This is a genomic window from Chloroflexota bacterium (assembly GCA_015478725.1).
Classification (GTDB): Bacteria; Chloroflexota; Limnocylindria; order Limnocylindrales; family CSP1-4; genus C-114.
The window spans coordinates 65,767-85,745 of the sequence record JADMIG010000002.1 but is presented as its reverse complement, the minus strand read 5'-3'; the positions used below and the strand labels follow the sequence as shown (position 1 = coordinate 85,745).

Annotated in this window: 25 protein-coding genes, 1 tRNA gene and 2 pseudogenes; 14 read left to right on the top strand and 14 right to left on the bottom strand. The window is 69.1% G+C overall.

The features are described 5' to 3' along the window. The first annotated feature begins 7 nt into the window (after window positions 1-7). Window positions 8-523 carry an LURP-one-related family protein gene (locus IVW53_03190; GenBank protein ID MBF6604567.1) on the top strand — a complete coding sequence of 172 codons (516 nt, stop codon included), beginning with the start codon at window positions 8-10 and terminating at the stop codon, window positions 521-523. A gap of 114 nt (window positions 524-637) precedes the next feature. Here the strand turns inward: IVW53_03190 and IVW53_03185 are convergent, their stop codons facing one another. Further along, window positions 638-826 carry a hypothetical protein gene (locus tag IVW53_03185; protein MBF6604566.1) on the bottom strand — a complete coding sequence of 63 codons (189 nt, stop codon included), beginning with the start codon at window positions 824-826 and terminating at the stop codon, window positions 638-640. 328 nt (window positions 827-1,154) lie between these two features. Between IVW53_03185 and IVW53_03180 the strand changes: the two genes are divergently transcribed. Together IVW53_03180 and IVW53_03175 are read left to right on the top strand one after the other, a co-directional pair. Further along, a complete protein-coding gene (locus tag IVW53_03180; GenBank protein MBF6604565.1) occupies window positions 1,155-1,511 on the top strand; it encodes a VOC family protein in 357 nt (118 codons plus the stop codon). 99 nt (window positions 1,512-1,610) lie between these two features. Beyond that, window positions 1,611-2,087, top strand: a complete 477-nt coding sequence (locus tag IVW53_03175) for a DUF1801 domain-containing protein (protein MBF6604564.1) — start codon at window positions 1,611-1,613, stop codon at window positions 2,085-2,087. A gap of 107 nt (window positions 2,088-2,194) precedes the next feature. Here the strand turns inward: IVW53_03175 and IVW53_03170 are convergent. After that, window positions 2,195-2,305: pseudogene (locus IVW53_03170) on the bottom strand (transposase). A 357-nt stretch (window positions 2,306-2,662) separates the two neighbouring features. Next, window positions 2,663-5,551, bottom strand: coding sequence for a DUF2791 family P-loop domain-containing protein (locus IVW53_03165; protein ID MBF6604563.1), 2,889 nt, complete (start codon window positions 5,549-5,551; stop codon window positions 2,663-2,665). 131 nt (window positions 5,552-5,682) lie between these two features. Here IVW53_03165 and IVW53_03160 point away from each other — a divergent pair, with 131 nt between their 5' ends. Together IVW53_03160 and IVW53_03155 are read left to right on the top strand one after the other, a co-directional pair. Continuing rightward, window positions 5,683-5,934 (top strand): SCO4226 family nickel-binding protein, encoded by a 252-nt coding sequence (locus IVW53_03160; GenBank protein ID MBF6604562.1) that lies wholly within the window; start codon window positions 5,683-5,685, stop codon window positions 5,932-5,934. Further along, window positions 5,934-6,491 carry a hypothetical protein gene (locus IVW53_03155; GenBank protein MBF6604561.1) on the top strand — a complete coding sequence of 186 codons (558 nt, stop codon included), beginning with the start codon at window positions 5,934-5,936 and terminating at the stop codon, window positions 6,489-6,491. Before IVW53_03160 ends, IVW53_03155 begins: the two co-directional genes overlap by 1 nt. A gap of 155 nt (window positions 6,492-6,646) precedes the next feature. Here IVW53_03155 and IVW53_03150 read toward each other — a convergent pair whose 3' ends face one another. The 4 genes from IVW53_03150 to IVW53_03135 form a co-directional block, all read right to left on the bottom strand. Further along, entirely contained in the window at window positions 6,647-7,612 is a 966-nt protein-coding gene (locus IVW53_03150; GenBank protein MBF6604560.1) for a succinylglutamate desuccinylase/aspartoacylase family protein, read from the bottom strand. 85 nt (window positions 7,613-7,697) lie between these two features. Beyond that, entirely contained in the window at window positions 7,698-8,495 is a 798-nt protein-coding gene (locus tag IVW53_03145; protein ID MBF6604559.1) for a methyltransferase domain-containing protein, read from the bottom strand. Window positions 8,496-8,548: 53 nt separating this feature from the next. Next, entirely contained in the window at window positions 8,549-8,803 is a 255-nt protein-coding gene (locus tag IVW53_03140; GenBank protein ID MBF6604558.1) for a zf-HC2 domain-containing protein, read from the bottom strand. Next, window positions 8,800-9,438, bottom strand: a complete 639-nt coding sequence (locus IVW53_03135; GenBank protein MBF6604557.1) for a sigma-70 family RNA polymerase sigma factor — start codon at window positions 9,436-9,438, stop codon at window positions 8,800-8,802. The genes IVW53_03140 and IVW53_03135 overlap by 4 nt, the downstream gene beginning before the upstream one ends. A 174-nt stretch (window positions 9,439-9,612) precedes the next feature. On the opposite strand from IVW53_03135, the gene IVW53_03130 reads away from it, so the two are divergent. After that, entirely contained in the window at window positions 9,613-10,176 is a 564-nt protein-coding gene (locus tag IVW53_03130) for an OsmC family protein (protein MBF6604556.1), read from the top strand. Window positions 10,177-10,236: 60 nt separating this feature from the next. Here the strand turns inward: IVW53_03130 and IVW53_03125 are convergent, their stop codons facing one another. Continuing rightward, complete coding sequence (locus IVW53_03125; GenBank protein ID MBF6604555.1) at window positions 10,237-10,866, bottom strand: LUD domain-containing protein; 630 nt, start codon at window positions 10,864-10,866, stop codon at window positions 10,237-10,239. A gap of 215 nt (window positions 10,867-11,081) precedes the next feature. Between IVW53_03125 and IVW53_03120 the strand changes: the two genes are divergently transcribed. The 3 genes from IVW53_03120 to IVW53_03110 are packed head-to-tail and all read left to right on the top strand — an operon-like array spanning window position 11,082 to window position 13,177. Then, entirely contained in the window at window positions 11,082-11,402 is a 321-nt protein-coding gene (locus IVW53_03120) for a helix-turn-helix transcriptional regulator (GenBank protein MBF6604554.1), read from the top strand. Further along, complete coding sequence (locus IVW53_03115) at window positions 11,399-12,649, top strand: type II toxin-antitoxin system HipA family toxin (protein ID MBF6604553.1); 1,251 nt, start codon at window positions 11,399-11,401, stop codon at window positions 12,647-12,649. The genes IVW53_03120 and IVW53_03115 overlap by 4 nt, the downstream gene beginning before the upstream one ends. A gap of 45 nt (window positions 12,650-12,694) precedes the next feature. Next, complete coding sequence (locus tag IVW53_03110) at window positions 12,695-13,177, top strand: hypothetical protein (GenBank protein ID MBF6604552.1); 483 nt, start codon at window positions 12,695-12,697, stop codon at window positions 13,175-13,177. 20 nt (window positions 13,178-13,197) lie between these two features. Here the strand turns inward: IVW53_03110 and IVW53_03105 are convergent, their stop codons facing one another. Together IVW53_03105 and IVW53_03100 are read right to left on the bottom strand one after the other, a co-directional pair. Then, window positions 13,198-13,602, bottom strand: a complete 405-nt coding sequence (locus IVW53_03105; GenBank protein ID MBF6604551.1) for a type II toxin-antitoxin system VapC family toxin — start codon at window positions 13,600-13,602, stop codon at window positions 13,198-13,200. Continuing rightward, the gene (locus tag IVW53_03100) at window positions 13,599-13,865 is read right to left on the bottom strand and encodes a type II toxin-antitoxin system prevent-host-death family antitoxin (GenBank protein ID MBF6604550.1); all 267 of its coding nucleotides are present in this window, start codon (window positions 13,863-13,865) and stop codon (window positions 13,599-13,601) included. Before IVW53_03100 ends, IVW53_03105 begins: the two co-directional genes overlap by 4 nt. A 246-nt stretch (window positions 13,866-14,111) precedes the next feature. On the opposite strand from IVW53_03100, the gene IVW53_03095 reads away from it, so the two are divergent. The 5 genes and pseudogenes from IVW53_03095 (at window position 14,112) to IVW53_03075 (ending at window position 16,704) form a co-directional block, all read left to right on the top strand. Further along, window positions 14,112-14,702 (top strand): hypothetical protein, encoded by a 591-nt coding sequence (locus IVW53_03095; GenBank protein ID MBF6604549.1) that lies wholly within the window; start codon window positions 14,112-14,114, stop codon window positions 14,700-14,702. Beyond that, window positions 14,686-15,579 (top strand): helix-turn-helix transcriptional regulator, encoded by an 894-nt coding sequence (locus IVW53_03090; protein ID MBF6604548.1) that lies wholly within the window; start codon window positions 14,686-14,688, stop codon window positions 15,577-15,579. The genes IVW53_03095 and IVW53_03090 overlap by 17 nt, the downstream gene beginning before the upstream one ends. A 199-nt stretch (window positions 15,580-15,778) precedes the next feature. Next, window positions 15,779-15,886: pseudogene (locus tag IVW53_03085) on the top strand (NAD(P)H-binding protein). 20 nt (window positions 15,887-15,906) lie between these two features. Beyond that, a complete protein-coding gene (locus IVW53_03080; GenBank protein MBF6604547.1) occupies window positions 15,907-16,203 on the top strand; it encodes an NAD(P)H-binding protein in 297 nt (98 codons plus the stop codon). Between the two features lie 66 nt (window positions 16,204-16,269). Next, complete coding sequence (locus IVW53_03075) at window positions 16,270-16,704, top strand: DUF1801 domain-containing protein (GenBank protein MBF6604546.1); 435 nt, start codon at window positions 16,270-16,272, stop codon at window positions 16,702-16,704. Between the two features lie 314 nt (window positions 16,705-17,018). Here IVW53_03075 and IVW53_03070 read toward each other — a convergent pair. From IVW53_03070 to IVW53_03055, 4 genes are all read right to left on the bottom strand, one after another. Next, window positions 17,019-17,094, bottom strand: a tRNA-Arg gene (locus IVW53_03070). Between the two features lie 970 nt (window positions 17,095-18,064). After that, window positions 18,065-18,556, bottom strand: a complete 492-nt coding sequence (locus IVW53_03065) for a peptidylprolyl isomerase (GenBank protein MBF6604545.1) — start codon at window positions 18,554-18,556, stop codon at window positions 18,065-18,067. A gap of 9 nt (window positions 18,557-18,565) precedes the next feature. Further along, window positions 18,566-19,282 carry a peptidylprolyl isomerase gene (locus tag IVW53_03060; GenBank protein ID MBF6604544.1) on the bottom strand — a complete coding sequence of 239 codons (717 nt, stop codon included), beginning with the start codon at window positions 19,280-19,282 and terminating at the stop codon, window positions 18,566-18,568. Beyond that, entirely contained in the window at window positions 19,279-19,977 is a 699-nt protein-coding gene (locus IVW53_03055) for a hypothetical protein (GenBank protein MBF6604543.1), read from the bottom strand. The genes IVW53_03060 and IVW53_03055 overlap by 4 nt, the downstream gene beginning before the upstream one ends. Window positions 19,978-19,979 lie beyond the last annotated feature (2 nt).

Genomic DNA, 19,979 nt, shown 5'->3' with positions numbered 1-19,979 from the left:
GTCCTGCATGGCACCGGACGGTCAGACCTATGTCCTGAACCAGAAGCTGCTGTCGATCGGCGGCGACCTCTGGATCGAGGATGACACGGGCGATCGCGTCTTCGAAGTCGACGGCAAGGCGTTCAGCCTCCGCCGGAGCCTCGAACTCCGGGACCCAGCGGGCGAGACGCTCTACACGATCGGTCAATCGCTGGCGCACCTGCACAGGACCTTCGAGATCAAGCGCGGCGGTGACCTCGTGGCCACCATCGAGGAGGCACTATTCAACGTCATCGGGGACCATTTCACCGTCCGACTCGTTGCCGGCGACGAGCTCGCGGTCAAGGGCGACTGGATCGACCGCGAGTTCCACGTCATACGTGCGGGCAGCGGAGATAGCGAAGTGATCGTCGCTTCGCGCCGCCTGATCAGCCTGCGCGACAGCTACGGCGTGCAGGTTGCCTCTGGCTTTGACGCGGCCCTGGCGGTGGCGATCGTCGTTGCGCTCGAGCAGATGGAGCTTGAAGGACGCCGCGACCGGTAGGCTGCGTCTCCGTTGCCATCGGGCGTCTCGTCTGGTGCCCGTGATCAACCGACCGCCGTCACGAATGCAGGTTCCTGGTCCCGTGACGACGTGCGCCCGCCATCCGGTATCCCGTCAGGACGTGGGTCGGATCCGGGCGAGGGCGCGACGAGCCTGTGCCAGATGGAACCGGTCGTGACCGGCGATGAGCCGGAACGTCAACTCGTAGCTCTCCGCGCCGCGCTCCGCGTGGACCCCATACCGTGGTCGATCCGCCGCGAGCGTCCCACGCCACAGAGCGAGGTTTGCGGCCCAGAGCGCCACGAAGAGCGCGAGGAGGCCCTCCGGGTCCGCCCGCTCGAGACGAGCTCGGCGTCGGTGATATGACCCACGAGCTCGACGATGGCCCAGTCCGTGGGTGCTGGCCGCGTCCGCAGGTCTGCGCCAGCCTGCTCCACGAGCCCTCGCAGCGCCGCCGGCGTCTCTTCCTGGACTGCGCCCGGATCGTCAGCTCCGAGACACGTCGCGTCCGCCGTAGGCGGTGCGGTGGCGAAACAGGTGACCAGACCGGTCAGGAATCGAGAAGCGCCGGTCACCGAGGTCACCTAGAGTGACCGCCATGGACATCACCACCACGACTTCAGGAGTGACCATGACCGGCTCTTCCACCCAGGGAATCAAGACCGTGCTGCATCCCGTGTCCGACCTGGCGACGGCCAAGGCGGTGTACGCCGCCCTGCTCGGCGTACCGCCGCAGACCGACGAGTCCTACTACGTCGGCTTCGAGGCCGCGGGCCAGCACATCGGGTTGGTGCCGGGCGGCGGACCGCAGGGCATGACCTCACCGGTGGCCTACTGGCACGTGCCGGACATCGAGGCGAAGCTGGCCGAGGTGACCGCCGCCGGTGCCACCGTGAAGGAGCCCGCGCACGACGTCGCTTGGGGCCGCCTGGTGGCCACCGTCACCGACCCCGATGGCAACGTCCTCGGGCTGCTTCAGGACCGATGAGTGCCGACCTCCGCTCCCGCGCTCAGCGTCGTCGCGACACCGAGCGTCGGCTCACCTGAGGGTCGTCCCGATCGAACCTAGCAGAGGAGGAAACCTGCAATGAAGGACACGCAGAAGTCCACCAGGAGCACCACCGCGACAAACAAGGCGTCCGCGGGATTCACCGACGAGGAACGAGCCGCGATGCAGGAGCGCGCCCAGGAGCTGAAGGCGGCTTCGCGCCGCGGCCCGCGCGCGGACAGAGCGGACGGGGAACGCGACGTGCTCGCGAAGATCGCCGAGATGCCGGAATCGGATCGCGCCATGGCCGAGCGGCTCCATGCCATCATCAAAGCCAGCGCGCCAGCCCTCTCGCCGAGAACCTGGTACGGCATGCCCGCGTATGCCAAGGACGGCAATGTCGTCTGCTTCTTCCAAAGCGCGCACAAGTTCAAGGCGAGGTACGCGACGTTCGGCTTCAGCGACAAGGCGAACCTCGACGAAGGCGCCATGTGGCCGACCTCCTTCGCTCTGACGGAGTTGACCGCCGCCGACGAGGCAAGGATCGGCGCGCTCGTGAAGAAAGCGGTGAGCTGAGGACTGAACTCGCCACTCGCCCCCGCCCCAGGCGGGACGGGCTGAGCAGTCCGGCCTGGCTTCTGGTGTCGCGCGCCGGAATCGGCTTGCGTCTTGCGGACGGCGCTGACGGCCCGGACGCTCTCGAAGCTGCCGCGCCGGATGGCCTGGCGAGAGAGGATGCCGAACCACGTCTCGATCTGGTTCATCCACGACGCCGAGGTCGGGGTGAAGTGAAACTGGGTCTTCTCGTCGACCGACAGAACGATCGCCCGCTCGGGCGGGTTGAGATACAGCCCGACGACGTCGGTCACTTTGGCCTTCTGCCGGCTCCGGTTCCATCGGACGGGGTACGGCGCGGCATGCCGTTCGTGCCAGATGACCCCCAGGCGGGCGTTGGTCACCGACTCTCCACGGGGCGCTCGTAGACCTGAGCGTGGAGCGGGCCGGGTCGGCACGTCGATCCTGCCAGATGCCCGGGTGAGGGCCGCCTGTCACCGACCTGCAGACCAGTGCCCGCCTCATGGCCATCTGCCGGAACCCTGGGACGGAGGGCTCGATCCGATGGGCATCCTCGTCAACGACGTGTCCGGCGATCACGGCGAGCGGCGATCCGGCGCGCGCTCCACGGCACTCGCCCAGGCGGCAATCTCGGTCCGGCGTGACGCGCCGAGCTTGGCGAGGATGTGTTCCACATGACTGCTCGCCGTCTTCGAAGCGATCGCCAGTTCCGTGGCGATCTCGGCGTTCGTCATTCCCTCCCTGATCAGCCTCGCCACCGCGAACTCGCGGGTCGTCAAAGGGCGCCACGGCTCGTCCGTCGCCACATGACCGCGGGCCATCCGCTGCAGGGCATCCGCCCGATCCGCGAGCGGCCGACTGTCCAGTCTGGAGGCGACCGCGCGAGCTTCGGCGGCCAGCACGACCGCTTCGGCGAACCGGTTTGAGCGGGTGAGGCAGTTCGCGAGGTCGAGGCGCGCCCAGGTGGCCTCCCAGATCCGTCCCCGCTCGTCCCATCCAGCGAGCGCAGCCTCCAACGCCTGGCGCGCCACGCCGGTCGCACCCGCGGCGAGGGCGACCAGGCCGTGGCCGTGATCGAGCGCCGGCCGGGCGATGGCCGGCAGCGCCGAGACGTGCTCGGCACAGGCCGCAAGCCAAGCCTGCGCCCCCTCGGGTCGCCCGGCCGCCTGCTCGGCGCGGACGCCGGTGACGACGAATGGGGTCAGCAGGGCCCGCTCGCCGACCGCACGTGCCCGCTCGAGGGCGTCGTGGCACCGCTCGGCCGCCCCGTCGGGACGGTCGGCGAGGAGCGCGGCCTCGGCCAGCCCCCAGAGCGGCGGGAGGATGAGGTCGATCGCGCCACTCTCCTCCCCGACCGACAGTGCAGACGCCAACTCCGCGTCCGCAGTTCGGAGATCCCCTCGACCAAGGGCCACGTATCCGACCGCCCAGCGAGCCATCGACACCGCGCGCCGGCAGCCGTGGTCCGCCATCGTCTGGCGGCCCGTCGCGGCCGCATCGTCCCAGTCCGCCCCGGCCCACGCGACGAGCGCGGACGTCGCGCCCATCACGTGACGACAGTGCGACTGCTCGATCGCGTCCGCGTAGCGCAACCCCTCGCTGAGGAAGCGGTCCGCCCGCGCGTAGTCCATCGTCCGGACGGCCATCGTGGCGGCGTCGCGGAAGGCGGTCACACCGGACTCCTCGAAGCCAGCGCGCTGTGCCTCGTGGGCGGCGGACGCGATCCCGTCGAGACCCATCGCCACCCGGCCCTCGAGCACGTCGACGGTCGCCGCGAAGGCATCCGCCTGGATCGCGGCGACCGCGTCCCCAAGAGACGTCGCGGTCCCGCGCATCCTCGCGATCGTCGAGCGGGCCGCGTCGACCGAGATCGTGTCCAGGTGGATCCGCGTCCATTCGTCGAACAGCGCACCGCGGGCGACCTCCCGCTCGCTGCTGTCAGGCAGGACCTCGAGTTCGTCGAACGACGTGGCGGCAAGGCGGGACCGCTCGGCGATCGATCGGGCCTCGCGGCGCCAGATGCCGAGCACCCCGATGAGCATCTCGGCGGCCTTCGCCGGCCGATCGGCCGCGAGGTAGGCGGCTCGCGCGTGCCGGCTCGCCTGTTCGGCTATCCCGTTCTGCTCGATCGTCGCCGCTTCGCGCGAATATGCCTCGAGCAGCGCGCCGCGATCCGAGTGGTCGAGGTCGTCCGGCATGTTGTCGACGGCGCGTCGATAGAGCCCGAATGCCTCTCGGTGTGCCGACAGCCGCGTCGCCTCGTGGGCACCCGCCAGCGCGGCCTCGAATGCCTGGCGGCGGAGCCCGGCGCGCTCGTAGTGGACAGATGCGTGGATCTCCGATGCTCCCTCCAGGTGAGCCCCGAACTCCCCGGCGCGAGCGTGGAACCGGCGCCGCTCCGAGGCCGGGATCGTGCGGTAGAGCGCATCGCGCAGCAGCTGGTGCCGAAAGTCGTACAAACCGCGCGGCCCGGGAGGATCGAGGATGAAATGGTCGACAAGCTCCTGGAGCGGCGTTTCGAGGGCGTCCGGCGGCAAGTCCATGATTCCAGCCAGGACCTCCGGGACGAAACAGCGACCGATGACGGCCCCCGCGCGGGCGGCCGCCCGCGCCTCGGGCGAGCGGTGGGCGATCCGGGCGATCACGGCGTCCTCGATCGTGTCGGGGACCGTGGCCTCCCTGATCGCGGTCCCATCCGCTCGGTCCTCGGCGCTCAACGCGCCGAGGAGTTCCTCGATATGGAGCGGGATGCCATCCGTCCGCTCGAACACGGCGGCCGACACCTCTCGTGGCGCGGGGAGTCCGGTGTCGAGGATCAGGGTCGTGGCCAGGGCGGTCTCCGCCTCGGTCAGCGGGACGAGCCGGACCTCTTCCGCAATCCGCTGGGTGATGAGCCGTGCTCGCCAGTCCCGAAGGCCCGCGCCGGACGCCACATCCTCTGTCCGGTAGTCGCCGGTCAGGAGGAGCGTGCGGTCACGTGACCGTCGCGCCAGCTCCGCGATGATCTCGAGGCTGACATCGTCCGCCCATTGCAGATCCTCGAACGAGAGCATCGTCGGGCCCGGCAATGTGTCGAGGATCCGTTCGACGATGTCCATCACCAGCCGTCGACGCTGCACGTGCTCCGCCGTCATGGTTGTGTCGCGCAGATCGAGCAGCCGCCGACCGAGTTCGGCGAACGGCGCGAGCCGGGTCATGCTGCGAGCGAGGTCCAGGATCGACGATGCCGGCACGTCGCGGTCCTGCGGGGCGACCGACCCCGCGACAGCGACGAATCCGCGGGCTTCCGCCCTGCGTCGGATGGCCGCAAGCAGCCGGGTCTTGCCGATCCCTGCCTCGCCGGCGAGCAGAAGAAACTGGCCCCGCCCGGCGGTGACGTCGTCGAGACGCCGATCCGCGAGGACGAGCAAGTCGTCACGACCGATCAGGAGCGGGCACCGAACGGCCCTCAGGGCGGCGTGCATCGCCGCCGAAGTGTAGGCCCCGCACGCGGGAGGTCATCGGTCATTCGACCGATGACCCGCCATGCATTCCCCGCGAACCTCGCTCCATCGAACACCGGCACATGGCCGGGCTGATAGACGGAGGTTCGTCGATGGCGACATTCATGGATGTCCACAGCGGGTTCGTCGGCGTCACAGCGCAGCAACTCAGGGAAGCCCACGAGCGAGATCTCGCGATCGAGCGGGACGAGAGCGTCCATTTCGAGCGCGCCTGGCTCGACGCGGAGTCGGGCAAGGTCTTCTGCCTGTCGCACGGGCCATCGAGAGAATCAGTCATGCGGATCCACGAGCGGGCGGGACACCCGACCGCCGAGGTCTATGAACTGACGACGGAGGTGGCGTGATGCGCAACACGAAGGTGCGGATCTCCGCGTCGATCGCGCTCGTGTCGATCGTCGCCGTGCTCGGCACGGCGGTCGCCTCCGCCGCGAACAACTCCGCCGCGAACAACGATGAAGGTCGTAACCTCGGCGACGTCCGGGCGGCAACCGCGCCGTTCCACAATCTCGACGTCGCGATCGCGGCCGGCTACGGGCCGGTCAAGGGCTGCGCCCAGAAGCCCGGCGTCGGCGGCATGGGCCAGCACTACGTCAAGGGCGCCCTGGTCGGTGACCCGGCGCTCAACCCCCTCCGGCCAGAAGGACTCGTCTACGAGCCGCGGGGCGATGGCAGCTATCGACTCGTCGCGATCGAGTACATCGTCCTCAAGGACGCCTGGCACGCGGCGAACGGCAGCAGCCCGCCGCGCCTCTTCGACAAGCGGCTGGCCCTCGTCACGGCGCCGAACCCTTACGACCTGCCGGACTTCTACGAGCTCCACCTGTGGCTCTGGTCGAACAACCCCGCGGGTCTCTTCTCCGACTGGAATCCGCGGGTGTCGTGCCGCGGCCTGCCGTTCTAGTTGGTCTCTGGGATCGGCCCGGCGGCGGCGGCGCTCAGCGACCGTCGCCGCTGCCGCCGGTCGGCGGCGCTCAGCGACCGTCGCCGCTGCCGCCGGTCGGCGCCGCCTGCCCGGCCCACCCGGCCGCATGGATTCGTCCGACGACTTCGGGTCGGTCAGCCGGCGATCGCAAGGAGCGGGTCTCCGACATTCATCGCGAGCGAGGTCACGAGGAAAAGGACGACCCCCTCGAGCGGCGCGCGGACGACCTGGAGCGGCGCACCGAAGACGTCGCGGACCATGCCGACCTCCTGGCCGACGCTCACGCGATCGCCGACGGCGACCGCCGGCTCCCAGCACCCGTCGGCCTCGCTCCGCAGCCATGCCTCGTGGTCGAGCCGGAGGGTCGGCCGCCGTGGCTCGTCCGGCGCGGTGTCCACCATCCCGAGCGAGCGCAGGACGCGGCGCAATCCCGCCGCGTGGAGGGCCACGTCCTCGGCCGGCCAACGGCCCTGGCCGCCCACCTCTCCGAGGACGGCGGGGATCCCCGACGCTGCGGCTGCCGTGGTCGTGGATCCGGGCGTCGGGCCGACGAGGACGGTCCCCAGCCCGTAGGCCTCGGCCATCGCAAGCGATCGTGCGTCCACCGCCGGATCGCCGGTCTCCTCGATACCCGTGAAGGACGCGAGCGCCTCGTTCATGTCCCCGCAATGCATGTCGACGAACGCGTCCGCGGGTCGGATCACGTTGTCGAAGATCCAGGCGGCCAACTGCTCGCTCGGCGTTCCTGCCGGGTCACCCGGGAAGACGCGATTGAGGTTCCGGCCGTCGATCGGGTTGACGTAGATCGAGCGTGCGGTGAAGGCGGCAGGGTTCGCCGTGAGGACGGCGACGAGCGACCCGGACAGGACGGCGGGGTCGAGGCTCATCGCGACTTCGCGGAGTGCGGCGATCGAGACGTACTCCGCCCCGTGGATCCCGGCGGTGACGCCCAGCCGCGGTCCTGGCCGCGCTCCGTTCAGGAGCACCACCGGCACGTCCACGACCGGCCCGCCGAGGTCGATGGAAATGCGGTCCGTGGCCCGGCTTCCGGGTTCGGCGCTTGTGCGTCCGATGGCCAGTGTTCGATTCGGCTTCAGCATGGCATGAGGCTACCGCAACGGCCGGTCCGCCTCCCCCTCTCACCACGGGAGCCTCTGGCGCGGCGCTCATCGCAAGCGGCTAGCCTCAGCCCCGTGCGCGCCCCGGCAGCGACTCGAGCGGGCCGGGTTTGCGGGCGCCGACATACACGCTCCTCGCGATCCGGCCGAGGCGCTCTGCCGGGACGAGACGCCGAAACATCCCGAGGAGCTCGTCGCTGAAGAGCGGGTAGAGAGCGCAGTCTCCGATGCCAAAGTCGCTCGATGGCTCGATGCCGACGTCGCGGAAGCCCGCCCGCCGCATGCCCTTGTACAGGGCGGTCTCGGACAGGGCCCCCGACAGGCAGCCGGCCCAGGCCGCCGGGTGGGTCTGGATCTCGGGCGGCAGATCGTGATCCAGGACGAGGTCGACGATCGCCAGGCGGCCACCCGGTCGCAGGACGCGGAACGCCTCCGACAGCGCCCGCACCTTGCGTGGCGAGAGATTGATCACCCCGTTGCTGATCACGACATCGAACGAATCGTCCGGCAGCGGCAACGCCTCGATCTCGGCTTCGACGAAACGGGCATTCGTCAGCCCGGCGACGGTCGCCGCGTACGTCGCCCGCGTGATCATCTCGGCGAGAAAGTCGACGCCCACCACGTGGCCCCCCGGCGCGACGGACCGCGCCGCGATGAGGCAGTCGATCCCACCGCCCGAGCCGAGATCGAGGACATCGTCGCCGACGCGCAGACCGGCACGGCCCACCGGATCGCCCACGCCGAGGGCCATGCGGACCGTCTCGTCCGGCAGGCCTGCCAGCTGCTCCGGGTGGTAGAAGCGCTCCGCCACCCGCCGGTCGGTCGGGCCCACGGTGCGATACGTCTCGCGGACGGCAGTGCGGATGGCGTCCTGCTGAAGGAAGTCCGTGCCGGCGATGTGGCCGACCGGCACGTCGGTCACGGCGTGTCCCCTCCAGGGGACGGCAGGCTGCCGCCCTCGAGGAGCAACTCGATCCGCCGGCGAAACTGGTCAGGCATCGTCTCGGAGCCGGTCGCCGCCACCATCTCCTTGAGATGGCGCGAGAACTCGAGCTCGCCACAGCATCGCTGGCAGGCCTCGAGGTGCGTCTCGAACTCCTCTGCCGGGCCGCGCTCCAGGGCGTGGTCGAGGTATTCCCACATCCGGCGGACGGCCTCGCGGCAGTCGATCATGGTTCGTCACCAACCTCCACGAGGCCGTTCCTGACGGCATAGTCCCACATGCCCCGTTCGAGCTGCTTCCGGCCTCGATGCAGGCGGGAGAGAACGGTTCCCAGCGGCACGTCGAGGATCGCCGCCGCCTCCTTGCAGCTGAAGCCGTGGATCGTCGTGAGGATGAGGGGCGCCCGAAAGACCGGGTTGATCCGGGCGAAGACATCCTGGACATCCTCGTCGCGAAACAGGCGAAGGAAGTCCAGGTGCAATTCGTCGGAATAGGGGAACGGGTCTTCGATGGCCAGGGTCGCGAACAACGAGAAGTCGTCATCCGGGTCGCGGCTGTCCAGCGAGATCGTCGGAAGCGTGCGGCCGCGAGCGCGGCAGAGGTCCCGCCAGGCATTCGTCGCGATCGCGAACAGCCAGCCCTTCGCGCGCGCCGGGTCGCGGAGCTCCGGGTACGCCCGCATCGCCCGCAGCAGGGTGTCCTGGACGAGGTCCTCCGCGTCGGTCCGATCGCTCGTGAGCCGGACGCAGTAGCCGTAGAGGCCATCGAGCTGGTCTCGAGCGATGGCGGCGAACGCCCGACCTGGTTCGTCGGCGCTGCTCTCCGCTTGGGGCTGGCTCTGCGCGTCGGTCACAGTCGCGATCATCGCTCCCTCGGCGGCTGCGTGCATGCGATCCGCTTGTCCGTCCTGACGTTGCGGCTGGGCCGATTATTCCCGTTTCTGCCCGAGCGCGGCGACGGAATAACTTCGATCGGCGAGGCGTCTCTACTCCCGAAGCGGTCATCCACCTGAGGTGACCGCAGGACAGGAGGCAGACCAATGGCCACCATCACCGCTCGGAACGGTGTCAACGTCGAGCAGCTCATCGCCACGATCGGGGCCGTCCAGCAGGACCCGAACGTCGGCGCCTTCACGTTCAAGGCATCGAGCACCTGGCGCTCCGGCGCCCGCAACGACGGCGAGATCAAGGACTTCGTCCATGCCGGCCAGCCGGCGGTGCGGCCCGAGGCCTTCCGCCTCATCGGCGACGAACCGCCGGTCCTCCTCGGCTCGAACGAGGGCCCGAACGCGGTCGAGCTCCTGCTCCAGGCGCTCGGCTTCTGCTACGCGGTCGGCTACGTCTACAACGCGGCCGCCCGAGGCATCGACATCACCGAGCTGCGCTATGAGATCGAGGGCGATCTCGACCTGCGAACCTTCGTCGGCCTCGGCGGACCGCGGGCCGGCTTCAGCGCGATCCGCGCCACCGGCTGGGTGAAGAGCCCGAATGCGACCACCGAGCAGCTCGAGGAGCTCTGCCAGTACGTCCAGGACACCTCGCCGGTCCGCGACTGCCTGGCGAACCCCATCCCGATCACGACGGACCTCATCGTCCTCGGCTGAAGCCAGCCGCGCCGGGCATGGATCGCCGGGCGCCCACCCGGGCGCCCGGCAGAACGATCGTCAGACGCCGACCGCCTCGCGGACCAGAACCACCGTAATCCGACCCGGTCGCGCCGCCTCGTAGATGACGAGCAGCTCGGCAAGCCGGGTCGGAACTCCGAGCTGCGCCCGAAGGGACGCGTCCTCGTACGGGAGGACATGTTCGCGGGCGCGGCGCAGGCCTTCATCGAGATCGGCCACGATCTTCTGGCCGCCGACGACGAGGATGACCCGGCCGGCTCCGCTCGCATACGGACCGATCTGGCTGGCCGAGTAGGACACGACCACCAGGGCGCCGTCGTCGGTGATCGCCTGAACGCTGCCGAGCATGAAGTCCGGGGCGCCGACGAGCTTGCGGATCTCGCGGCCCTGGGTCGCCCGATCCATCGCGAGGTACCGCGGTCGGAGGGCGTCATAGCGGCCATCCGCGAGCAGGTCCGCCGTGAGGCCGATCTCCTCGAGCGTCCGCGACTTGCTCCAGTGGACCTCGGCGCCCGCTGGGATCATCGAGAGCACCCGTTCTCGGGCCTCCGCACCCATCGCGACGACGATCGCCTCGATGTTGTGGCGCCCGAGGGCCTCAGCCACGCGCTCGATGCGCTCGGTCGGTGCGGGTGCCGTGAACGGCGGCGGGATTGACTGGGTGGTCATCAGGGACTTCTCTCCTGCGCGGTGGTTGCGCCCGCAATCATATGTCACAAGCACGAAGCGCGCGGGCTCGGATCGGCGGCGGATCGTTTTCGCCCATCGCCTGCCGAACACGGTGGACGCCCTCACGTTGTCGTCCGGATCCCGATCCCGCGGCGGCACCAACCGAGTGTCCAAATAGCTTGACGATAGCGACCCTACCGTCTAACATATTGGACATGAGCAAGCAGACGCTGCCATCGTTCCCGCGCTACCAGCGGCTCGCGGAGTCGCTGGGAGACCGCGTGCGCCTTGCCCGCCTACGCCGGCGCATGTCCGCGACCGAGATGGCCGAGCGAATGGACGTCTCCCGCATGACCCTCTACAGCCTCGAGCACGGGGACCTCTCGGTCGGGCTCGGTGTCCTCGTCCGGGCGCTCGGCGTCCTGGGGCTTGACGAGGACATCGCCCGCGTCGCCGCGGACGATGAGCTCGGCCGCCGGCTCGCCGACGCCGTCGTCCGGCCCACGCGGCGCATGAAGCGGACCACGGACCGATGAGTCGCGAGCTGCCCCACGAGGTGATCGTCGAGCTCGATGCCGCGGAGCTCGGCGGCCCGGTCCGTGTGGGCACGCTGCGTCGGGTCCCATCGCCGTCCGGCGCGGTCGTGGCGTTCGGGTATGACGAGGCCTGGCTCGCCCGACGCGACGCCTTCGTCATCGACCCCGCTCACGGTCCGTACGCCGGCGACCAGTATCCGCGGGCCGGCGACGGCATCGCCGCAGTCTTCACCGACGCCGCGCCGGACCGCTGGGGCCGGACGCTCCTCGAGCGCCAGGAGGCCGTCCTGGCCCGTGCCGAGGGGCGTCACCGGCGGACCCTCGGGGAGTGGGAGTTCCTGCTTGGCGTCAGCGACTTCTCGCGCATGGGGGCGCTCCGGTTTGTCGACGGAGACGGCCGGTACCTCGACGACGAGCCTCCGGGCGTGCCGCCGATTGCCGGCCTCCGCGAGCTCGAAGCAGCCGCGCGGGAGCTCGAACATCCCTCGCGCGGCGCTCGGTCGCTCGAGGCGGAGCGGTTGGCCCTCCTGCTCGCGCCGGGCAGCTCGCTCGGCGGCGCGCGACCCAAGGCCACCTTCGAGGGCGCGAGCGGCGCGCTCTGGATCGCCAAGTTCCCGTCGCGGATGGATCGCCATGATGTCGGCGCCTGCGAGTACGTGCTCAATGACCTCGCGGTCCGCGCCGGGATCGCGGTGCCCGAGCACCGGCTCCTGACGCTCGATGATGGGCACCGCATCTTCGCCGCGAGGCGGTTCGACCGGGCCCCCGGGACGCGACGCCTCTACATCTCGGCGATGACGATGACGTCTCGACGCGACCGTGACGACGCGAGCTATCTCGACATCGCCCTCGCCATCGCCGACCACGGGGCGCCCGGCTGGATCCGCGAGGACCTGGCCCAGCTGTTCCGGCGTGCCGCCTTCAACGTCGTGGCGTCACACCGTGACGACCACCTGCGCAACCACGGCTACCTGCGGACGCCCGAGGGCTGGCGGCTGGCCCCGGCCTTCGACCTGAACCCCACGCCTCGCAAGCCCGAGCACGAGCTGTCCCTTGATGGCGCGGTCCACCGGGGCGATCTCGACGTCCTGCGCGAGACGGCCCCGTTCTACCGGTTGTCGGGATCGGAGTCGGAGGTCATCATCGACGAGGTCCGGGCGGCGCTCGCCACCTGGCGCGACACGGTCCGGCCCCTGGACCTGGGCAGTGCCGAGCTCGATGTGCTCGATGACGCGATTCGAGCCTGACGCCCCCGGACGTTGACACTCGATCGTCGCCCGCGGCGTCTGTCGATGCTGTCGCTGGAAGAGCACCGTCAGGGGTTCGTGGCGGCCATGGCGGCCATGGCCGCCCTGGTTGCCGAGTTCAACAGCTACCTCGACCGCGAGCACGCCAACCCGACAGCTGATTCGGTGGGGTACAGGCAGCTTCCACTCTGGTTCGACCCGGAGGAAGTAGCCGAAGCGGCGTCGCGATGGACCGACTGCGGGACCCTCGGCGAGCTCACGCTAGCAGGCCCCACCAAGGCCCGACGATCGGCGCACGGTGTCGGTCCGCCCAAACGAAGGATCACGGGCGCCGGCTTCAGCGGCGGCTCCCGTCGCCGGATCATCTGGACCAGCTCCACGAGGGTGCCGACCTCGCCGTTGGTCGTCGCGCGTGCGGGTGCCGATGCTGCCTTGGCGGGTGGTTGCGCTCGGGCCTTCTTGAACGATGGCGTGACCGCCCATCCGTCGCAGCGACCCCTCGAGCGTGTCGGTGCGCTCCTGGCGTGAGCGCCGAAGCGGGCCGTCCGCTACGACCCGATCACCGCGAACCCCAGGGACCGGCCAGCTTGCGCGAGCCGCACATCGAACGTGACGATCGGCACCGATCGGCCCCCAGCTCGCTCGGCCGCCGCCAGGTGCAGGGCATCGAGGGAGCGAGCTCCGGTGACGATGCCGAGCTCCGCGGCGCGACGGCACACCACGTCGTCGAGAGCCACAACGAACGTGCGTTGCCAGTCACGCTCGAACGCCGTCGTCGCCACGTGACGCTCCGTATCCCCGAGTCGGCGGTGGATCGCCAGAAGAACCTCGACGAACGAGTGGCGACCGGTGACCCATTCGGTGTCGCCGAGCAGGATCGCATCGGCATCCTCGCTGTCGTCCTCCGCGACGTACCGCTTGATCAGCACGCTGCTGTCGACATAGAGCGTCATGCCCCCCGGTCCCGAGAGATCAGCTGGGTCGTCGTCAGTGTTCCGGGAAGTGGCCGCTGACGGAGGACCGGCTCAGGGGGGCGCTCCACCTGACGCGTGACCCAGCCCTCCGCGAGGCCGCGATCCAGGCTGTCCCGTCCCAGGATGGGCACGATCTGCGCCACGCGTCGGCCACGGCTGGTGACCGTGATCACCTCACCATGGGCCACCCGGTCGAGGTGCTCTGAAAGGCGTGCCTTGAGGTCGCGAATGCCCACGTCCATGTGGTCATCATAGCAGCCGCCGGGCCCGTTGTGTGACTACTTGGCGGGACAGGGCTCAGATATCCGGATCCCGGACAGCCTGTTGTCGGCTAAATGATCGCCGCGTCTGGTATGTCAGTGCATGGCCGATGCCTGCCCACCCACCGGCGAGAACCGAGAAAAGCTCGGTCATGTGCTCTATTAAGAAGACTCATTGCATCGATTCGATAGATTGACTCTTTCATGGCGCCCGTCTACAGTCGAGGAATGACATCGATCGGACGAACCCAGCTCGAGACAGCGCTCCGGGCACTCGGAGAACTCCTCGAGGCCCGCTGGCTCCACTATGAGGTCGTCCTCATCGGGGGCGGCAACCTCATCCTGCGCGGGCTCGTCACGCGACCCGCCACGAAGGATCTCGACCTTCTCGGCGAGTGGACGAGCGACGGAATCAAGCCCATGCGGCCCATGCCCGAACCGCTCCGCATCGCAGTCGTTGACGTCGCGCGCACCTACGGACTCGCCAGCGACTGGGTCAACCTCGGTCCCGAGTCGCTGCTCGATCTGGGCCTTCCTGACGGCTTCTCAGGGCGCCTCGAACGACACGACTACCGCGGTCTCGTCGCCTGGCTCGCGGGTCGATTCGACATGGTCTGTTTCAAGTTCTACGCGGCCGTCGACCAGGGACCTCGGAGCCGGCACATACAGGACCTGCGCGAACTCGGTCCGGGCCGCGACGAACTCCTCGCCGCTGCTCGCTGGACCGTCACGCACGATCCATCGCCCGGTTACCGATCACTGCTCATCGAAACGCTCCGCCGACTCGGGGTGGACGACGCCGATGGCTGGCTCGACTAGCACGCTCCAGAGTGCCCTGCTCAACCGGGCGTGGATCCAATGGATCGCGCTCGGGGTCGACGCGGTCGGCGAGTCCGACGACGCCGTGGTCGATCCCGAAGCGCTCATCGCGCTCACGGCAGAGCTGGGCGATGCCGATGCGCGCCTGCGCGATGTCAGCACCGACTGGTGCGTCGCCTACGGCCGGTACGTCAACGGATCGCGTCTCAAGCAGGTGGCGCGCGAGCTCAAGACCCCACCCGAAGCGATCGGCGAGTACGTGGCCACGGTCGCCGCCGCCGGGGGTCCGGCCTGGCCGATGGCGACTCAGCCGCGCCCCGGGTACTCGTCACGAGGAAAGGCTCGACTCGAATCGGCCCGGTCACAGTCGCGACTGCGCATCCGCCTGCGCGCCGCGTTCGGGGTGAATGCCCGGGCCGACGTGCTCGCGGCTCTGTTGGCCGCTCCGCAGATCGGTCTGAGTGTCGCCGACCTTGCCCGCAAGACGCGCTTCACAAAGCCCAATGTCGCCTTCGCCGTGGACGCGCTCATGCTGGCGGGCTTGCTCGAGGCACGGACCGTGGGCAATGAGCGGCGTCTCGTCCCGACCAAGCCAGGCGAGATCCTCCCGGGACTCCGACCGCCCATCGCCCAGCCCGACTGGGTGACCCGGTTCGGTGTGGCGCTCGAAGTGCTTCGTTTCCATAAGCAGGATGGGATGTCTCCGTCCGTGCGCGCGATCGAGGCACGGCGGGTCGTCGAGTCTCTGCGGGACCGGATCACGAGCGAGGGGCTCCCCCAGCCGAATCTCGACGTCCTCGGCGACGACTTCGCAGACGCATTCGACCGATGGCTTGTTCAACTCGTGGACAGCCTCGGGAGTCCGAGTCGAACGTAGGGGCGGAGCGCCCGACCGGCGCATGCAACCTGAGCAACATAGAACGCGTGTTCGTGGCGCGCCCGACAGGAGTCGGACGTGGGCGGCATGCAGCCAAGTGAGCGATACGAGCTCGAACGGGATGAATGTCACGACCCTCTCTGCCAGTCAGGGCTACGGTTGCTCCGCCTACCGAGCTGTCGTTCGCCAGAATCGGCTGATGCAGCTCACGGTGCTCGGAGTCACAGGCAGTATCGGTGAGCTCGTCGTCGAGCAGGCGCTCGCGAAGGGTCACGACGTGACTCTGCTGGTCCGCGACCCACGGAGGTCGGTCGGATCGGCGAGCGCGTGCGGGTCGCAGCTGGGCAGGTCGCCGACGCCACCGCCGTCGCCCAGGCGATCGAGGGAGCAAATGCGGTCATCAGTGCGCCCGGACCCGATGGGGATTCCGTTGACGAGGTTGTGATGCTGCGTCATGGCAAATACCCCGTGATCAATGCGATGGAGGACCATGGTGTGCGGCGCAATCGTCAACCTGTCGGGGGCAGCGATCGACGCCCGCAAGGCACTCGGTTTCGCGACGCCGGCCGCTACACTCGAACGAACTGTCGCGACGACCAGTTGATATTCACAGGGATTGGGTAATTGGAATCGCCGCGGACAACCGGCGGCGTCATTGATGCACAGGTGCGAGGCAAGGGAGGGTCACCCATGGCTGAGGCCAGCGAGGACATCCGGGCCTACCTTGATGGGGTTACGTCTCCGAAACGGCGAGCGGATGCCGAACAGCTGCTCGACCTCATGTCTCGAGCCACGGGGGAGTCGCCACGTCTGCAGTACGGCAGCGTGATCGGCTTTGGTCAGTACCACTACAAGTACAGGAGCGGCCGAGAGGGCGATGCGACGGCCGCTGGTTTCGCGCCGCGCAAAGCCGCGATGACGATCTATCTGCTCGACGGCATCGGGCGGTATGGCACACAACTGGCGCAGCTAGGACCTCACACAACGGGTGTCGGGTGTATTTACATCCGGGATCTCGACAAGGTGGACCTCGGCGTGCTCGAGGCGATCATCGCGGAGTCATTCCGCACTCTTACCAGGGACACGTACGTGCTGAGGGCACGCGAAGGGGGCCACAGCGGGTGACTCTCGCACGCCGGCCAGGGTAGTGTCGGTCGGGTCGCATCCTCTGGGTCCTCGTCAGGCTCGGCGTCCCTTCGTATTGCGGGGAGATCGTCACACTTTCGCTCGTCGGTCGCAGGACTGGGAAGGCGCGGCCAGTGTTCGTCGCGATGATCATGCTTGACGATCGACGCTGGGTCGGCCACCCGAATGGCACGACGGCGTGGCTCATCAATCTTGGCGGCGATGGAAAGCGCACGGCTTCGCGCTCGCTCTCCCGGCGCAGGTATCCGTTCCTCTGCTGCCTGGGCGCGGCCGACCACGGAAACGTATGTCAATGGCGCGCCCGACAGGATTCGAACCTGCGACCTTCGGCTCCGGAGGCCGACGCTCTATCCGCTGAGCTACGGGCGCGAGGCGTCGATGATACCGGCCGAACGACGTTATGGCTTCAGCCTCAGGTCCAACGCTGGATGCGATTGCCGGTCGCGTCCTTGACGAGGATGCCCATCGGATCGAGCCAGCCCTCCGTTCGAGATTCCGGCAGATGGCCATCATGCGGGCGCTCGTCTGGAGGTCGGTGACAGGTGGCCCTCAGCCGGGCATCGGGCAGGATCCCCGCGCCCGCCCAGCCCGATCCACGCTCAGATCTGCCAGCGCCCCGTGGGGAGTCGGTGACCAACGCCCGCCTGAAGACCACCTGTCGGGAACGGCGTGTGTCGCGCCGTACCCCGGCCGGTCGTCGGATCCGGCGAAAGCCGGGCAGGTCTCCGCTGTCGACAACGTCCTGTGAGAATCACATCTGCCGCGGCGCGTCGACCGCCGTACCGCGGCGACCTGGTTGCGCATCGGCTCGCCCGAGATCGTCCGCGGCCATCCGGACGGGAGGGGCGGGTGCGTACTGCAGGCCGACCGAGGTGGCCCGGAGGCTGCCCTCGCGGATCCAGCGCCGGATCGTTTCGGCGCTTGTGGTGCACGCCACGCAGCGGAGAATCGCACAGACCACAGGTCGTTTCAAAAGGGCCGGTCGGATCCAGCACCCGCGCGCCCACGTGGTCGGCGGCGGTGAACAGAAAGAACGGAGCGGTTCCCGAAGGAACCGCTCCGCTGCTGTCCCGGTGAAGGTGCGATCCGCCGAAGCGGGACGCCTTCTGCCATCGCGCCAAGGGCATCTATCACGTCGGCTGCACCGACTACCCTGACCCTACCTACCCATGACCTTGGAGCTGGGGCAGCTGGCCGCTCTCGCAGCGACGATACTGTACCGCTTTCAGCCTCACACGCCAAGGGTTTTGTGCGGCGCGCGTGTGTAAATTCCTTAACCTTCCGCGCCCGAAAGCCCACGATGCCCTGACGGCCGCTTCATGCACCACGATCGGGCCGGTCAGTCCTCGTGGATCGTCACGGCCGTCATGGCGACCGGCGCGTTCGGCAGGTCGCGACCGTTGCGGGGCGCGGCGACGATCCGGTCCACGACGTCCATCCCCCTCGTCACGAGGCCGAACAGGGTGTAGTTCTTCGGGAGCTTGCCGGTGAGGTCGTCCGTGCAGATGAAGAATTGAGAGCCATTCGTGTTCGGTCCGGCGTTCGCCATCGCGAGCGAGCCGCGGACGTAGTCACCCTTGATCGGCTCGTCATCGAAGCGGTAGCCCGGTCCGCCGGTGCCGACCTTGGCGCTGTCGAGCGCGGACTTCTTCCCGTACTGGCCGTCGCCGCCCTGGATGACGAAACCCGGGATGACGCGATGGAAGATGACGTCGTCGAAGAACCCCTTGCGGGCGAGGGCGAGGAAGTTCGAGACCGCCTTCGGGGCGGACTGGTCGTACAGGTCGACCTCGATATCGCCGATCTCGGTCGCAATGGTCGCTCGGGTCATGGAGGCTCCTTACGGCGTGGTGATCGTGACCTTCGTCATCGGCACGGGAGCGATGGCGGCGTTGTTCGGGGTCCCGCTGTTCGGCATGGCGGCGATCGCGTCGACGACGTTCATCCCGGACGTCACGTGGCCGATGATCGCGTACGTGTTCGCGCTCGCGAGGGCCGGTCGGGCGGCGTCGTCGAGGACGATGAAGAACTGCGAGCCCTCCGAATGCGGAGCCTGCGTGCGGGCCATCGCGACGACGCCCCGACCGTATGCCGCGCTGACCGGGTCGTCGTCGATCGTGTAGCCGGGGCCGCCGGCACCGACCTGGTTCGGATCGACGTTCGGACTCCGACCGAACTGGCCGTCGCCGCCCTGGATGACGAAGCCCGGCACGAGTCGGTGGAAGACGACGCCGTCGTAGAAGCCGCACTCGACGAGGGCGATGAAGTCGGCGACCGCCGCCGGACCGAGATCCGCCTCGAGCTTCACGACGATCGTCCCCTTCGGCGTCTGGATCGTCGCCGTGGCGGTCGAGCCGGCGGCCGCGTGCGGCGGGGCACTCGTTGGGCAGGTCGTCGATCCGCTGCTCGGCCCGGCGGCCGACGAGGCGGCCGGGGCAGGGCTCGAGGCCGGAGTCGGACTCGAGGCAGGCGTCGGTGCGCTCGCGGCGCTGCAGCCACCGATCGCGAGCGCCATGAAGGCGACGACGATGGATCGACGGGGATGGAAGAACGTCACGCGGCGGCCTCCAGGGCGGCGGGGAGCTCGATCGCTCCCGAGAGGAGCGCTTCGCCGATGATGACGCCGGCGACGCCGGCATCTCGCAACCGAAGGATAGCGGGGATGTCCGCCACCCCGCCCGCGACGAGCACGTCGACGGCACGGGTCCGGGCGATCCCGACGATGCGGGCGGCGTCGCGGCCGCCTCCGTGCGTGAGGACGATCCGTCCCACGCCACGATCCGCGAGCTCGCCGAGGAGTCCGTCGAAGGTGGGCGGTGCGGGCCGCCGCCAGGGGAACGCGGCGAGCCGCTCGGGTCGCGGGTCGAGCCCCACGGCGAGCCAGTCGCCGGCGACGGCGAGACACTCGGCGAGCACATCCGGGCTGTCGAGGACGTTCATCGCGAGGACGACCCGGGTCGCTCCTGCGGCGAATGCGAGGCGGACGTGATCGGCCGATTCCAGGCCGCCGGCGAGCTGGATCGGCACGGCCGTGCGTGCCGCGACCCGACCCACGGCCTCGAGGTTGGCGGGCGCTCCCGAGCGGGCCCCGTCGACGTCGACGAGATGGACGATCCGGGCGCCGAGAGCGACGAAGCGCTCGACGATGGCCTCCGGTCGATCCGTGGGAGCGCCGATGCCGGCGGCTGCGCCTGGCCAGTACACGACCCGGGAGCGTCCGCCGGCGAGATCGATCGCCGGGATGACGAGCATCC

Excerpts from the sequence above, each read along its gene's own strand:
- IVW53_03130 (MBF6604556.1), top strand. The coding sequence starts at position 9,613 with ATGGCCACCATCACCGCTCGGAACGGTGTCAACGTCGAGCAGCTCATC.
- IVW53_03115 (MBF6604553.1), top strand. The coding sequence starts at position 11,399 with ATGAGTCGCGAGCTGCCCCACGAGGTGATCGTCGAGCTCGATGCCGCG.
- IVW53_03150 (MBF6604560.1), bottom strand. The coding sequence starts at position 7,612 with ATGCTGAAGCCGAATCGAACACTGGCCATCGGACGCACAAGCGCCGAA.
- IVW53_03140 (MBF6604558.1), bottom strand. The coding sequence starts at position 8,803 with ATGATCGACTGCCGCGAGGCCGTCCGCCGGATGTGGGAATACCTCGAC.
- IVW53_03155 (MBF6604561.1), top strand. The coding sequence starts at position 5,934 with ATGCGCAACACGAAGGTGCGGATCTCCGCGTCGATCGCGCTCGTGTCG.
- IVW53_03095 (MBF6604549.1), top strand. The coding sequence starts at position 14,112 with ATGACATCGATCGGACGAACCCAGCTCGAGACAGCGCTCCGGGCACTC.
- IVW53_03110 (MBF6604552.1), top strand. The coding sequence starts at position 12,695 with ATGCTGTCGCTGGAAGAGCACCGTCAGGGGTTCGTGGCGGCCATGGCG.
- IVW53_03175 (MBF6604564.1), top strand. The coding sequence starts at position 1,611 with ATGAAGGACACGCAGAAGTCCACCAGGAGCACCACCGCGACAAACAAG.
- IVW53_03105 (MBF6604551.1), bottom strand. The coding sequence starts at position 13,602 with ATGACGCTCTATGTCGACAGCAGCGTGCTGATCAAGCGGTACGTCGCG.
- IVW53_03055 (MBF6604543.1), bottom strand. The coding sequence starts at position 19,977 with ATGCTCGTCATCCCGGCGATCGATCTCGCCGGCGGACGCTCCCGGGTC.
- IVW53_03165 (MBF6604563.1), bottom strand. The coding sequence starts at position 5,551 with ATGCACGCCGCCCTGAGGGCCGTTCGGTGCCCGCTCCTGATCGGTCGT.
- IVW53_03180 (MBF6604565.1), top strand. The coding sequence starts at position 1,155 with ATGACCGGCTCTTCCACCCAGGGAATCAAGACCGTGCTGCATCCCGTG.
- IVW53_03075 (MBF6604546.1), top strand. The coding sequence starts at position 16,270 with ATGGCTGAGGCCAGCGAGGACATCCGGGCCTACCTTGATGGGGTTACG.
- IVW53_03090 (MBF6604548.1), top strand. The coding sequence starts at position 14,686 with ATGGCTGGCTCGACTAGCACGCTCCAGAGTGCCCTGCTCAACCGGGCG.
- IVW53_03125 (MBF6604555.1), bottom strand. The coding sequence starts at position 10,866 with ATGACCACCCAGTCAATCCCGCCGCCGTTCACGGCACCCGCACCGACC.
- IVW53_03120 (MBF6604554.1), top strand. The coding sequence starts at position 11,082 with ATGAGCAAGCAGACGCTGCCATCGTTCCCGCGCTACCAGCGGCTCGCG.
- IVW53_03160 (MBF6604562.1), top strand. The coding sequence starts at position 5,683 with ATGGCGACATTCATGGATGTCCACAGCGGGTTCGTCGGCGTCACAGCG.
- IVW53_03065 (MBF6604545.1), bottom strand. The coding sequence starts at position 18,556 with ATGACCCGAGCGACCATTGCGACCGAGATCGGCGATATCGAGGTCGAC.
- IVW53_03135 (MBF6604557.1), bottom strand. The coding sequence starts at position 9,438 with ATGATCGCGACTGTGACCGACGCGCAGAGCCAGCCCCAAGCGGAGAGC.
- IVW53_03100 (MBF6604550.1), bottom strand. The coding sequence starts at position 13,865 with ATGGACGTGGGCATTCGCGACCTCAAGGCACGCCTTTCAGAGCACCTC.
- IVW53_03190 (MBF6604567.1), top strand. The coding sequence starts at position 8 with ATGGCACCGGACGGTCAGACCTATGTCCTGAACCAGAAGCTGCTGTCG.